The following is a 13,928-nucleotide window of genomic DNA, read 5'->3' on the forward strand; positions in this document are numbered from 1 at the left end:
AGATCAAACTCTTCATATGAAAAAAATCAAACTGACGGAGATAGAAAAGGAATTACTATCATGAGCACTTGTAGCACCCATCGTCTTTCTTTTTTAGATAGGTATTTAACTTTCTGGATTTTTCTGACTATGGCTGCAGGTGTTGGTATCGGCTCACTATTTACTGAAACACCACAATTTATAAACTCATTATCTATTGGCTCGACCAATATTCCTATTGCACTCGGACTGATTTTAATGATGTACCCTCCTCTAGCTCGAGTGAAATATGAAGAGTTACCGCTAGTATTTAAAGATTGGCGTATCTTGTTATTGTCTTTAATTCAAAATTGGCTTGTTGGTCCATTTCTCATGTTTGGGCTTGCTGTTTTATTCTTGCATAACTACCCTGAATATATGACTGGACTCATTCTCATTGGGTTAGCGCGGTGTATTGCCATGGTTATTGTATGGAATCAGTTGGCTGAGGGCGATAATCAGTATGTTGCAGCCCTAGTCGCATTTAACAGCATTTTTCAACTCTTGTTTTTTAGTATCTATGCATGGTTCTTCCTCACGATTTTACCACCTTGGGTAGGTTTGACTGGACGAATAGTTCACATTAATTTTATGACCATTGCTGAAAGTGTCTTGATTTATCTTGGTATTCCCTTTTTTTCCGGATTTTTAACTCGTATTGTATTGATTAAGAAAAAAGGACTGTCTTGGTATGAAACCATTTTTTTACCAAAAATTTCTCCTATTACCTTAGTTGCTTTACTTTTTACGATTTTGGCAATGTTTGCTTTAAAAGGTGCTATGGTTTTACAACTTCCAGCGGATGTGATACGTATTGCAGTTCCCTTGATACTATATTTTATTGTGATGTTTTTTATTAGTTTTGCGATGGGTAAGCTTATTGGTGCTAATTATGAAAAAACAACAGCAGCATCTTTTACAGCAGCAAGTAATAATTTTGAGCTAGCCATTGCTGTAGCAATAGCTACATTCGGACTTAATTCTGGAATTTCTTTTACAACAGTCATTGGTCCACTGGTTGAAGTGCCTGTTCTTATTATGTTAGTGAATGTTGCCTTTTGGCTAAAACGGTCTTGGTTTTCAGAAAAAAATCAGCAATCTGAAAATCAGGTGTAGCAGATTTGTAACGAAGTGTAATATAACCCTAGTTGTTTCAGGCAGTTCTAGGCAGTAACTGATCAATTTATTACATCGCAATTTACTGATTAATCAAGCAATGCATATATTTTTTCTACAAAGCTCCATATATAATTGAATATTGCACTGTGGGGACAAAATCAAATTTAAATATGTAGATTAAGAAAATCCTATCTATAATTTAGTTTAAATTGGATTTTTTCTAGAGCCTGCATGTGAAATGGAAATATTTTATTCACATCAGTTTAACTTGAGGTAATTAACGATGTTACCTACACAATTGCAGCCCTATTCAGTCATTTTCATTTTACTCCTTTCAATGATTTTCTTTATCTGGAATAAGTGGTCCTATGCAATTACAGCAATATTAGCATTAACTGCTGCTGTTATTCTTGGTGCAGTTCCAGTTGCTCAAACATTCTCCGGAATAAATAACCCTGCTGTAATAACAGTTGCAAGTATCATGATTGCTACAAATATTATTGCTAAATCAAATGTTCTTAAAATTGCAATTAACAAATTTGATATGCATACCCAATCTTTGCAGGTACTTTCATTCAGTCTTTTTATTGCATTTGTTTCTGCATTTTTAAATGATACAGGCGCATTAGGACTTGTATTACCTGTTAGTATCTATAGCTCTCTTAAGTACAACCGTTCACCTTCTTATATTTTGATGCCCATTGCAATGGCCTCATTAATGGGAGGGATGGTCACATTAATCGGCACAGCATCCAATTTAATTATTTCAGATTTTCGAGCAAAAGCTATTGGTAAACCTTTTAGTTTGTTTGATTTTACCTATGTCGGCTTTTTTACAGCTCTGCTCGGGGTTATATTTATTGCGTTTATTGGTTGGCGCTTGTTGCCTAAAAAGAGAATACAAAAAACTTCATTTAAACCCATTTACACCATTGAAATTCGTATACCCCCAAAATCAAAATGGATAGACAAGACTTTCAATTGTTTTGAAGAAAATATTAAAGAATTAGCTGAGATTATGGGACTTATAAGAAGAAAGCGAAAATTAGGTTTACAAACAAATACTGAAATCAAATCAGGTGATCGATTTATTATCCAATCAACCCTGGAAAACTTAGAAGAACTTTCAAATTCTGTTGATATAGTCATTTCTAACTTTATAAGAAAAGGAAGTAAAAACAAGTCAGAAGATATCCTACTAGAAGCTATTGTACCAACTAAATCAAATCTTATAGGCAAAAAAGTTAAAGAAACTAATTTAAGATCAGTTTATAAAACTTCTTTTATCGCCATATCAAAGGCAACCAATTCTAAAATTGGAAGAATCAGAAATATAATTATTGAAGCTGGTGATATGGTTCTATTGCATTGTAAAGATCCAAATGTGTTAGATACTCTTCCGTCTTATGGTTTGATTCCCATAGAGACATCAACTTTACAATTAAAAATGGAATTTAAAAATTTTATACCCTTAATAATCTTCGTCATTGCAATTTTATTATCAGGATTATCTATTATGCCAGTTCAAATTGTTTTTTCTGCCGCAGCACTGCTCATGCTTTTGACTGATAGTAAAGCACTGGCATATGTATATAAGCAGTTTGATTGGGCTGTCATTATTTTTCTAGCAGCGATAATTCCTTTAGGAGATGCGCTAACTCATACCGGGGGAGCAGATCTCTTGGCACAGCTGATATTCAGATTGTCACAGCATCTATCGATTTTTTGGACAATTGCACTCTTAATAGGAATTTCTATGTGCATCGCCAATTTCATTCATAATGTTGCAACGGTCATTGTTATGGCTCCAATCGCCATTAGTCTCGCAAATACTTTAAAGATACCAATAGATCCATTTCTTATGGCTGTAGCCATAGGTTCCTGCTGTGCGGTGTTAACACCTATTGGACATCAAAATAATCTTTTGGTCATGGGGCCTGGAAGGTATAAGTTCCTTGATTATATGCGACTGGGATTACCACTTGAAATAATAGTGTTGCTGGTGGCAACTCCTCTGATATATTGGATATGGTATTTGAAGTAGCATAAGTATTTTATACCCAAAAAATAATGATTTGGTACTGACTGAAATAATTATCTGGTCACATTAGAGCCGCTCTCTACAATTTTGATTTGTAGCTTTCTTTTGATTCTTGAGTTGTGCATCTAATTATCTCTTATCTTATTTTGATGTGTACTAAGTTATGAGCTTTGTTTTTAAGCCATACAACTATACTAATAACCCCATCCATTAAGTAAGGCTTTAGCCCCTTTTGCTTGTAACAAATCATTACGCGCATCTTCAATGATTATTTGGGCTCGTGCTAAATTACGCCATGCTTCACGTAAATCAACCAAATCCCCTTCAAGATTAAAATAACGTTGTTTAGCCACCTTAAAACCGTCTTGTGCAATGTTTAATTCAATATTCAGATGCTTAATTCGAGTTATTGTCGCTCTGATGGTTAAATCAAGTTTTGCATTCATTTCTTCGATATATTGCTTTTGTGCCGCAATTGCTTGTTGTTTTGCTAATAATTCAGCTTGAGCTTGGCTAATGCGACTTGTGATATTGAAATCAAGAAGCGGCATCGATACCCCAACTCCCACAGCATAATTATCTTTGCGTACCAAATGAGTTTTATCCATCCCCCCACCACTGGCAATCGCAACAATCTCAGGTCTGAACGTTGCTTTTTCTTTTTTTAATTTTTCCTGGGCAGCTTTAGCATCCGCAATTGCTCTTTTCACATAAGGACTTGCGAAGACTCGACTTTGTGAATTCAATGAATCGATAAGCTTATCTGAGAGTACAGGACAAGCAATGGTGGATGCATCTATTCCTGTAATTATTGCAAGTTCTTTAAGACTGCCAAGCATTTGCTCTCTTAAAAATGCATGTTCTGTGCGTGCTTCTTGCGTCTCGGATTCCGACAAATAATTATCAACTACAGAACGCTGGCCTGTTTTTACAAAATGTTTTGCCTCTTTGGTAATAAGTGCTGACTCCTTAGCTAAGTTAATCCATATCTCTTGTTTTTTCTTGTAAGTAGCACATTGATAATAGGCTTGTAAGGCGAATAATTGAACTTCATAGGCAGTTACGCGAGTGGATTGTTTTGCTACATCAACTTCTGAGCGTGCTGCTTTCACAGCTGCTGCTGTTCGGCCAAAATCATAAATTAATTGTTTAGTAACGACTCCTGCAGTGGGGCCTGAGCGATATGGAGAGCCTACTAAACCTTCAATACCAAGCCAATTGGAAGATCCTGGAAAACCCGCGCTATCTATTGCTTCTGCTCTTAAAATAGGGAAATAACGTGCTTTGGCTACATCAATCTCTTTTTGTTTCACAAGCACTTCTAACTGGGCTTGAGAGATTGATTGGCTGTTTTTTGCAGCAAGACGAAGCAGCTCTTCTGTAGTTAAAATATGGTTCGTATTAGCCCAAACAGAGGTTGTAATACAATAGAAAAAGATTATGTTCCATTTACGCTTCATTTAGATGCTCGCGCTTTTTTGTGTGCCTTGGCAAAAAACATACGATATAAAATAGGGACAACAAAGAGAGTCAACATGACTGAAAAGAGTTGCCCTCCAATGACCGCTCGACCAAGGGGAATATTCGCTTCAGACCCTTTTTCTATCCCAATCGCCATAGGGATAAGACCAAGAATTGCAGCAAGTGAAGTCATCAAAATTGGCCGTAACCGCTCTTTGGCACCATTGATAATCCCTTCTTCTAAATGATCATTGAGTTTCGTATGGTAAGAAATAAACTCGATCAATAAAACTCCGTTCGCTACTGCAATTCCAATCATAAAAATTGCGCCAATTGCTGCTTGAATACTAAAATAGGTATGGGTTAACACCAACATCAGTACAATCCCTACAACCCCCAAAGGCACAGTAACCATAATGACCAAGGGAAGTGAAAAAGAACGAAACTGAACCACCAAAATTAAATAAACCAATGTTGCAGCAAGTAAGAACCCCCCTCCTAAAGATTGTACTGAATCCATCATCTCGCGAATTTCACCACGAATGGCAATCGAATAGCCTTCTGGCAATTGGGTTTTATCGATTATTTTTTGCACGTCTCGAGACAACCCACCGATATCACGTCCTTGAGCATCCAAATAAATATCCGTGACTCGTTTGAAATTAACATGATCAATCTGGATTGGTCCTTTAGTTTGGGTAATTGTAGCTATTCGTTTCAAAGGAGTAACACGTTCTCGTTCATGACCACGAATTGGAATATCAGCAAACTGCTCAAAACTCGATACTTGCTGCTCTGCAAATTGCACACCCATAGGATAATTAATCCCCGTTTTTGGATCAACCCAAATGACATTAGAAGCAAAGGTTGCACTGCCTGTGACCGCACTCACTACATTTTTTATAACCTCGTTGGTCGTAATTCCTAAATCCATGGCTTTATCACGATTGATATCTAAATTTATAATAGGAGCATCAAATCGCTCCTGAACACGAACATCCACAGCTCCCCGTATTTTTTTGATTTGATGTGCCAACTCTCTTGCAATTTTGAACTCTTCTTTGATATCAGGACCTTCGACTTGAACATCAATAGGCGCTCTTTGACCATAATTCAATGCTGAAGTTAATAGTCCACCTAATTCAATACCAATTCCCACATCAGGATATTCCTTTTTCATTTTTTCGCGAATGATTTTGGCATAATGTTGGGATGTATGTTGCCGATTTTCAGTCAATGCGATATTAAAAAACACATCTTGGGTGCCAACATTTGGGGTAAATGCGGCTGGGAAACCGTATTCAACCCCAGCATTCGTAATAATCATCTCCAGATCGCCTGGTTTTATCCATTGCCGTAATTTGCCATCAATTTCTTTGGCAAACTCTGTTGTTTTTTCGATACGAGTTCCTGAGGCAATGCGCATGGTCACAATAAAACTGCCTGCATCAGCACGAGGAAAAAGCTCAGTACCAATAAGCGGGATGAGCGATATTCCACCAAGGAATAAAGCAATTACCATCGCTAATACTGTTTTTCTGTATTTCAATGCCCAAGCCAATCCTTTTCCATATCCTTCAGTCAAATGATGAATGCCTTTTTGTGGCCAAAGTAACAAACCAGGTAATTTTGTGTGGTCAGAGCGATGTAAAAAGCGTGAGGCAAAAAGTGGCATTACCGTCATTGCAATCAAAAATGAACTTATCATCGCAAACATAACCGATTTAGCCAGCGCTGCGAATAATATTTTTACAATACCTGTTAAAAAAATCACGGGGAACAACACGACCAAAGTAGCCAGTGTTGATGCTAAAACAGGCATTGCCACTTCGGATGCTCCTTCCAAAGCGGCTTGTTTCGGTGAACGCCCTCTTTCTAGTTTTTTACTGATATTTTCCAATACCACAATGGAGTTATCAACCAATACCCCAATGGATAATGCCAGCCCACCTAAAGTCATTGCGTTGATGGTTTGTCCGGAAGCATTCAAACCAATCATTGCTGCCAATAAGGCCAGTGGCAACGAGAGTAAAATTCCAAAAGTTGCTCGAGGATTTCCTAAAAAAAGGAAAATCATAATCGCTGCTAAGCCACCGCCTAATAAGGCCTCTTGAGTAATGCTCGATATGGCTTTGCGAATAAAAATTGATTGATCAGCAACTAAAGTCAAATCGATATCCTGTAGGGTTTTCATCGATTTCTTAATTGCCGCTTTTACATTTTCTACAACTTTAATCGAGTTACCTCCAGGTTGTCGATAAACAGGAACATACACTTGTTCTTTGCCATCAATAAGCACTACATTGGTTTGAATTTGTCCTGAGTCTTTTGCTTCTCCTATTTGTTTTAGGTATACCGGAACACCATATTCTGCTCGTAATGGAAAATTATTCATTTCAGGAATATGTTGCACCAATCCATTACTGATAATCTGATAATCAAAATTACCAATTTTCACATCACCCGAAGGAATAAAAGTATTGAGTTGCACCATCTTTTCTAAAACGGCTAAGGGCGAGAAGTTGTATTCATTAAGTTTTTTAGGATCAAGGTAGATAACCACCTCTCTTAATCTTCCTCCCATCACAGTGGGCGCCATTGCTCCCGGAACTGCTTGAATCGTGTTACGTACTGTGTAACGGGCTACGTCATATATTTTTTCAATGCTTTTATTACCTCGAACCGCAACCAGCGCCAAAGGAATAGATGCCATAGGATCAAAAGGCAGAATTAAAGGCGGCAGAGTTCCTGGAGGTAGTTGGCTCATAACCGACATCACTAAGGATGTAGTTTGAGCCATAGCGGAGTTAAGACCTGTAGTGGGTTCAAAAAAATTTTTAACGATACTTACCCCGACTAAAGATTTAGATTCCTGTCGTTCAATACCAATTGCCTGAGCAGTATAACGTTCAAATCGGGCAGTTAAATTTTCTTCCACATCAGTCACTGGCATACCTGGGTATGATGAAATGACTTGCATTGCGGGCAAATTGGCTGAAGGCAACAAATCTTTTGGAAGACTAAAAATCGCAAGAACACCCATCAAAAGGATAATCAAGCAAGCCACAATAATAAGATGAGGATTATGAATGGCAGTTGATACTAAACCTGTCCCTATGCCTTTCCCTGATTCTTCCATTGACTAAACTTAATGATTTAATAAGGCAAACATGGTGCATTAGTATGTTGAATTTTGCAAGTAAGAATTATCCATGAATAAGTAGTGCTCATTTGAAAAGTGCGATAAAGTCATTTTAATTGCACAATAATTTGAAATGGAATTTTTATGACACCGGAAGTAATTGAAATTTTAAAAAAAATTAAAGAGCAAAAACCTTATGTCTTAACTATTACCAATTATTTTCCTATGGGTTACGTGGCTAGTGGAATTCGCAGTGTTGGTGGATTTCCTTTAATGTGTAATGCAGAACAAGAAGTTAAAGAACTACTAGGGATATGTAAATCTGTGGTGATCAATCTAGGAAAATTAGATAATGCATTTATTAAACTGAGCAACCATATATGCAAAATAGCAAATGATATTAACCTACCTATTATTTTAGATCCTGTCGGAGCAGGTGCAAGCCAATACAGAACCGACACAGCTATCAATATGATAAAAAATCATCGAATTTCTATTATACGTGGCTACCCCAATGAAATTGCTAGCTTATTGACAGGAGAATTAGTAATACAAAATAACAATCACATGATTGCGCAGAATATAATTATTGAACACGCAAAATCATTATCAATAAAACATAATGTAGCCGTGGTAGTTAGTGGGAATAAACACAGGGTCATTGATTCTCACCAAATGAATCAATTTAATTTTGATTCAGACACCGTGCAAAAAGTAGCTGGAATAGGAAATTTGCTTTCGGCAATCATTAGTGTTTTTAGTGCTGTTGAAAAGGACCGATTCATTGCTGCTAAAAATGCAGTTCATTTTTATGCTGAATGTGTTGGCCCAAAATCTAGTGTCGCCCTTGGACCGGCTTCTTTAATTACAGGGATTATAGATCAACTATATATTAACTCAGTAAAGGCACAACTATTTCCACACTAACTTTTGGCAGAAAATAACTTATTTTCAATTTTGTCTAAAAAAATCAATGTATTCTTGTTGAGATTGAGACGAAAACCCCAAAAAACCCAGGTGTAGCAGATTTGTAACAACCTCAAGCATCCCTTTTTTGAACGTCGCTTTTGCTTTATCAATATTCACCGTTGATGGCAAAAAGATAGAACGCTCATATTTTCCATAGCTGAATTATAGATTTTTTGATACAGCCTTTAAATTTTTCTACATAAAATCGTCTTGTCAAGTCAACATAATTTTTTTGAAAAAATCAGGCAAAAAAATATATTAAAAAAAATCAAATCAATTTAATGCATTAACAGTAACAAGCTAAAAGCTAATGCCATTGGCTATAAATTGGACTAAAATAATCTATAATTGCTTTAAATTTAAATAACGTGTTATCAAAGGTGAAAAATGGATAAGTTCATCAATCGATTTGAAGCGGGCGTTATTCTAGCAAAATACCTTAAAGATTTTGCAAATAAACCGGACGTTATTATTTTGGCTTTGCCAAGGGGAGGAGTACCTGTAGCCTATGAGATTGCCAATGCATTATCAGCCCCACTTGAAGTCTTTATTGTTCGTAAATTAGGACTTCCAGGTCATGAGGAACTTGCTATGGGAGCCATTGCTTCAGGGGGTACGGTCTTTTTTAATGAGCCGTTGATGAGTCAATTAAACCTCAATCACTTATCACTACAGGATGTAATAGAAAAAGAACGAGAGGAATTACAGCGTCGAGAGCTGTTATATCGAGGTAATACTCCCTTTCCAAATCTCAAAGGAAAAATAGTCATATTAGTAGATGATGGAATTGCCACAGGCGCTACCATGATGGCAGCAATAGAAGCAATCCGTAATCATCAACCAACATCTATTATTATTGCCGTTCCTGTTGCCGCTTATTCAACTTGTGAAGAAATGGCTCCTTTAGTTGATAAAATCGTTTGTCCACTAAAACCAATTGATTTTTATGCAGTAGGTTTATGGTATGAAAATTTTCCGCAAACCTCTGATAATGAGGTGATTGAATTATTAAAAAAATCACATTCAATACATTCTTCATCTAGGTGAATCATGTCTCATTTTACTTTAAAGGCAACGCACGACATCACCATTCCAAGCGGTAATGCCATCCTCAATGGAATATTATATATTCCAGAGGAAACACGCGGACTAGTGCTATTTGTACATGGAAGTGGCAGTAGTCGATTTAGCATACGCAATCAATATGTCGCAAAAATTTTAAACAATGCCAAACTTTCTACTTTGTTATTTGATTTATTCACTCCAGATGAGGATGCTATTGATAGCCGTACACGTCAATTTCGTTTTGATATCGAGTTTTTAGCATCACGATTAATTGATGCAACTCAATGGTGTTTGGGGCAAGAGCCACTTAGTTCTTTACCTATAGGCTATTTTGGAGCAAGTACCGGTGGAGGTGCAGCTTTGGTTGCTGCAGCACTTAAACCAGATTTGGTTTATGCCATAGTCTCACGAGGTGGGAGACCTGACTTAGCTGGAGATGCTTTAGCTCGCGTCCAGGCTCCTACTTTACTTATAGTCGGAGGTTATGATGATGTTGTGATTCAAATGAATAAAGAAGCAATGTCACAATTAAATTGCATCAAGGAAATGGAAATTGTTCCAGGCGCAACCCACTTGTTTGAAGAACCTGGAACTCTTGATATGGCTGCAGAACTTGCAAAAAATTGGTTTGTTAGATACTTAAAGCAACTTTAATGTTCTTTCCAGAACTCAATAGTGGGAAAGGAGACTTTTTATGAATATCGATGCGCAGCTTAAGCTCATTGATGTAATTAATGAGGCAGCAATATCCCTAGAAAAGCCAACTGATTATTCATTACTGATGGAACGAATTGGTGATGCCCGTTTTGTTATGATAGGTGAGGCATCGCATGGAACACATGAATTTTATCAGACTCGTATCGAAATAACCCAACAACTTATCCAAAAAAAGGGGTTTATGGCTGTAGCTATAGAGGGGGATTGGCCTGATGCTCATCGTGTACATCGGTACATACAAGGTCGAAGTGATGTGGATGACAATAAGAGTGCTTTGGATGATTTTAAACGGTTTCCATCCTGGATGTGGCGCAATACCACCATGCCTCCCTTTCTCAAGTGGTTACGTGAATACAATGATTTGCCAACGACTGTAAATAAAGTTGGATTTTATGGTCTTGATTTATACAGCATTAATGCATCCATGCAAGCGGTTATTAATTATTTAACAAAGGTTGACCCCAATGCTGCTGAACAGGCCAAAAAACGTTATGCCTGTTTTGACCATCTGAATGTTGATCCCCAAATGTATGGCTATCTAACCAATACCAGAATAAAAAAATCATGTATCGTCGAGGTATTAGAAACACTTTATGAGTTACAACATAATGCCTTTAAATTCCTGCATGATAAAGATAAAAGTGCAGAAGATGATTATTTTTTCGCAGCACAAAATGCGCGCTTAGTTAAAAATGCGGAGGCCTATTATCGCTCCATGTTTGAAGGGCATATCACATCATGGAATATTCGCGATAAACATATGGTTGAAACGCTTAATGTCATTACTGACCATTTAGAACATCGTTTTAATAAGCCAGCTAAGATTGTTATTTGGGCTCATAATTCACATTTAGGTGATGCCCGTGCTACAGAAATGGGAGCAAGAGGTGAGGTTAATATTGGGCAACTGGTACGGGAACAGCATACTGATACTTATTCGATTGGTTTTTCAACCTATGATGGTTTCGTTACTGCTGCTTCAGACTGGGATGAACCAGCCCAAAGCAAAAAAATTGTTCCAGGGCTTCCTGGTAGCTATGAAGAATTATTTCATCTTGTTCGTTATAAAAATTTTATTTTAAATCTAATTGGTAATGATGAATTGGATCATTTTCTTAAAATTCCACGATTACAAAGAGCGATTGGCGTGATTTATCGGCCAGAAACAGAGCGTCTTAGTCATTATTTTTTTACACATTTACCCTATCAATTTGACAGCATTATTCATTTAGATAGAACTAGTGCACTACAATCTCTCTGAGGTTAATACGAGCAAAGGAGCCATTATAATGTATAAGAATATTATGCTAGCACTTGATGGAAGTAAGATATCTGACTCTATAGTGGATGAAGTAATTAAACTAACGAAAGATCAGAGCGCTAATGTGCGGATTATCCATGTTGTTGATGAAAGCTTTGTTCATTATGGCGGACCTTCTTTTGACTATCTTTCAATTATTGCTGGGTGTAGAGAAGATGGACAAAAGATATTAGATAATGCTGCACAAAGGATAGCCAATCAATCATCTATCAAACCTGAAACATCCATCTTGGAATTAAAGCCATTTCAGGGAAGAGTAGCTGAGGTAATTGTTGACGCAGCAAAAGAATGGCCTGCTGATTTATTAATTATAGGCACGCACGGTCGACGTGGCTTTAGTCGTCTCTTTCTGGGTAGCGTGGCGGAGAATGTTGTTCGAATTGCTACAACACCAGTGCTTCTGGTGCGCTGTACTGATGCATAAACAAAAAGATGGATTTTTTATTAAGATATTTGCCAGAACTACCAATTTTGCTTTGTACATGAAGTCTATATGTGACAATTATCTCAATAAACACGCCCTAAATAAGGCTGCCTTGAACTTGGTATTAAATTTTCGACAGAACCGGTTAACGTTGAGTTATATTGAATAATATGAATGAGATCCTATCGTCGTTAACCTAACCTTGACTATACGAAAAAATACTCGTACAAATTAAAGAATACTATCCTTCTCGCCTCAATGTTCATGGCAAACTTAATTAATTTCAGAAAATACGTGCCCATAATTTTTTTATTATTATGCTCGACATTACATGCCTCTTTTATTGAGCAAACAATTGGAACTGCTGTAGTGAAGGATGCAACAGCCGTTTACTTTAATCCTGCGGCATTAACTATTTCACCTCATCAACAGTTTATCCTTCTGGGCACCCTGGCAAGAGCGCAATTTGAATTTAGCGGAAGTACACAAAAAATACCTTTTGAGGGTACCGAGTCAGGCTCAACCACCACTAAATCCAATTTTTTCTTGCCTTCCATGTATCTTAGCATCCCTATAAATGAAAAATTCGTGGCGGGTTTTGCTGTCGTTGCAAACGATTTTAATCGCGAGTTGGATAACCAACCCATTCTTCGCTATTTCCTTGCACGCAATCAAACGAATAATATTGATTTTATTCCCGCGCTTGGCATTAAAATCAATCAATTTCTTTCCATAGGAGGAAACCTTAATTTTACCTATGCACATCTCATTCAGGAGCCTATTGCTGCCGGTATTCCCCGTTTGAATATTCCTGAAAGCAATAGCTTAAATGACAGTAAAGCAAACAGTTTGGGCGGTGATTTCGGGATACTGATTAAACCAGGTAAAAGAACAGCTTTGGGGGTTAATTACCGCAGTGCAGTAACTTATAATTTACAGGGTAGTAGTACGATAACTGGTTCGCAGAGTATTTCTTCGAATGATTATCATTTTAAATACTGGACACCAGCAAGAAGTGTCATGACACTAAGCCATTTTGTCAATGAAAAATTAGGCTTTTTAGGAACTGTTCAATACCTTCAATGGAATATCTTTAAAGAGGTCTCTGTGCATAATTTTGCCACGAAGGCCAGCTCGCAGGTCTTTATTGTCCCCCGCGCGCTCATTAATTATCACTTTCACAACAGTTGGCTTCTAACCCTCGGGACAATTTATCAAGTTTCACCAAAGTGGGTTTTCCGAGTAGCGGGAACATATAATCAGTCGCCCTCGAATGGGAGATTTCAAATAGGCCCAGGCGATAGTTTGATTACTGGTTTTTCCATAGGATATCAATTGATGAATTATCTCACTGTTGATTGCGGTTATGCTCATGCTTTTTATAGAAAGGAACCGATTGATATCCTGACCTCCCAGAATATTATCACGGGCATTAATGAAGGCTACCATGATGCAGTCTCACTCAAATTGACGCTCACTGCTTAATGGTGAACTTGAATGAGACAATAATTAATTATCTAGAGGCTATAACGTATTCCTAACCTGATAATTCCTGAGAAGAATGGGGGTATTTAAGCGCTTACCTTGCAATTTGTGCCTTGGAATAGTTTAAAAACCGGGCTCTGGCTCGCCCAAGAGCCCGGACCCGTAT

General features: G+C 37.3%; 10 protein-coding genes. 8 read left to right on the forward strand and 2 right to left on the reverse strand.

Annotated elements, in window-relative coordinates; all coding sequences use genetic code 11:
• The first annotated feature begins 60 nt into the window (after positions 1-60).
• Positions 61-1,134, forward strand: a complete 1,074-nt coding sequence (gene arsB / locus BGO44_RS11545; RefSeq protein ID WP_058511720.1) for an ACR3 family arsenite efflux transporter — start codon at positions 61-63, stop codon at positions 1,132-1,134.
• 286 nt (positions 1,135-1,420) lie between these two features.
• Positions 1,421-3,181: an SLC13 family permease gene (locus tag BGO44_RS11550; protein WP_058510989.1), complete on the forward strand. Its 1,761-nt coding sequence runs from the start codon at positions 1,421-1,423 to the stop codon at positions 3,179-3,181.
• A gap of 191 nt (positions 3,182-3,372) precedes the next feature.
• On the opposite strand, the gene BGO44_RS11555 is transcribed toward BGO44_RS11550, so the two are convergent.
• Together BGO44_RS11555 and BGO44_RS11560 are read right to left on the reverse strand one after the other, a co-directional pair.
• The gene (locus BGO44_RS11555; protein WP_058510990.1) at positions 3,373-4,638 is read right to left on the reverse strand and encodes a TolC family protein; all 1,266 of its coding nucleotides are present in this window, start codon (positions 4,636-4,638) and stop codon (positions 3,373-3,375) included.
• The gene (locus tag BGO44_RS11560; protein ID WP_058510991.1) at positions 4,635-7,778 is read right to left on the reverse strand and encodes an efflux RND transporter permease subunit; all 3,144 of its coding nucleotides are present in this window, start codon (positions 7,776-7,778) and stop codon (positions 4,635-4,637) included. Before BGO44_RS11560 ends, BGO44_RS11555 begins: the two co-directional genes overlap by 4 nt.
• A gap of 147 nt (positions 7,779-7,925) precedes the next feature.
• Here BGO44_RS11560 and thiM point away from each other — a divergent pair, with 147 nt between their 5' ends.
• The 6 genes from thiM (at position 7,926) to BGO44_RS11595 (ending at position 13,762) form a co-directional block, all read left to right on the forward strand.
• Positions 7,926-8,708, forward strand: a complete 783-nt coding sequence (gene thiM / locus BGO44_RS11565; RefSeq protein ID WP_058510992.1) for a hydroxyethylthiazole kinase — start codon at positions 7,926-7,928, stop codon at positions 8,706-8,708.
• A gap of 429 nt (positions 8,709-9,137) precedes the next feature.
• Complete coding sequence (locus BGO44_RS11575) at positions 9,138-9,797, forward strand: phosphoribosyltransferase (RefSeq protein ID WP_058510993.1); 660 nt, start codon at positions 9,138-9,140, stop codon at positions 9,795-9,797.
• A 3-nt stretch (positions 9,798-9,800) separates the two neighbouring features.
• On the forward strand, positions 9,801-10,469 hold the full coding sequence (locus BGO44_RS11580) for a dienelactone hydrolase family protein (protein WP_273200481.1): 669 nt from the start codon (positions 9,801-9,803) through the stop codon (positions 10,467-10,469).
• Between the two features lie 40 nt (positions 10,470-10,509).
• Positions 10,510-11,793, forward strand: coding sequence for an erythromycin esterase family protein (locus BGO44_RS11585; RefSeq protein ID WP_273200479.1), 1,284 nt, complete (start codon positions 10,510-10,512; stop codon positions 11,791-11,793).
• 28 nt (positions 11,794-11,821) lie between these two features.
• Positions 11,822-12,277, forward strand: coding sequence for a universal stress protein (locus BGO44_RS11590; protein ID WP_058510996.1), 456 nt, complete (start codon positions 11,822-11,824; stop codon positions 12,275-12,277).
• A 294-nt stretch (positions 12,278-12,571) separates the two neighbouring features.
• On the forward strand, positions 12,572-13,762 hold the full coding sequence (locus BGO44_RS11595) for an OmpP1/FadL family transporter (protein ID WP_237760468.1): 1,191 nt from the start codon (positions 12,572-12,574) through the stop codon (positions 13,760-13,762).
• Positions 13,763-13,928: the final 166 nt, after the last annotated feature.

Source organism: Legionella sp. 39-23 (assembly GCF_001897665.1).
GTDB lineage: Bacteria > Pseudomonadota > Gammaproteobacteria > Legionellales > Legionellaceae > Legionella > Legionella steelei.

What these genes read in the sequence shown, in the direction of transcription:
- thiM (WP_058510992.1), top strand. Translation starts at nt 7,926, where the DNA reads ATGACACCGGAAGTAATTGAAATTTTAAAAAAAATTAAAGAGCAAAAA.
- arsB (WP_058511720.1), top strand. Translation starts at nt 61, where the DNA reads ATGAGCACTTGTAGCACCCATCGTCTTTCTTTTTTAGATAGGTATTTA.
- BGO44_RS11560 (WP_058510991.1), bottom strand. Translation starts at nt 7,778, where the DNA reads ATGGAAGAATCAGGGAAAGGCATAGGGACAGGTTTAGTATCAACTGCC.
- BGO44_RS11590 (WP_058510996.1), top strand. Translation starts at nt 11,822, where the DNA reads ATGTATAAGAATATTATGCTAGCACTTGATGGAAGTAAGATATCTGAC.
- BGO44_RS11580 (WP_273200481.1), top strand. Translation starts at nt 9,801, where the DNA reads ATGTCTCATTTTACTTTAAAGGCAACGCACGACATCACCATTCCAAGC.
- BGO44_RS11585 (WP_273200479.1), top strand. Translation starts at nt 10,510, where the DNA reads ATGAATATCGATGCGCAGCTTAAGCTCATTGATGTAATTAATGAGGCA.
- BGO44_RS11575 (WP_058510993.1), top strand. Translation starts at nt 9,138, where the DNA reads ATGGATAAGTTCATCAATCGATTTGAAGCGGGCGTTATTCTAGCAAAA.
- BGO44_RS11550 (WP_058510989.1), top strand. Translation starts at nt 1,421, where the DNA reads ATGTTACCTACACAATTGCAGCCCTATTCAGTCATTTTCATTTTACTC.
- BGO44_RS11555 (WP_058510990.1), bottom strand. Translation starts at nt 4,638, where the DNA reads ATGAAGCGTAAATGGAACATAATCTTTTTCTATTGTATTACAACCTCT.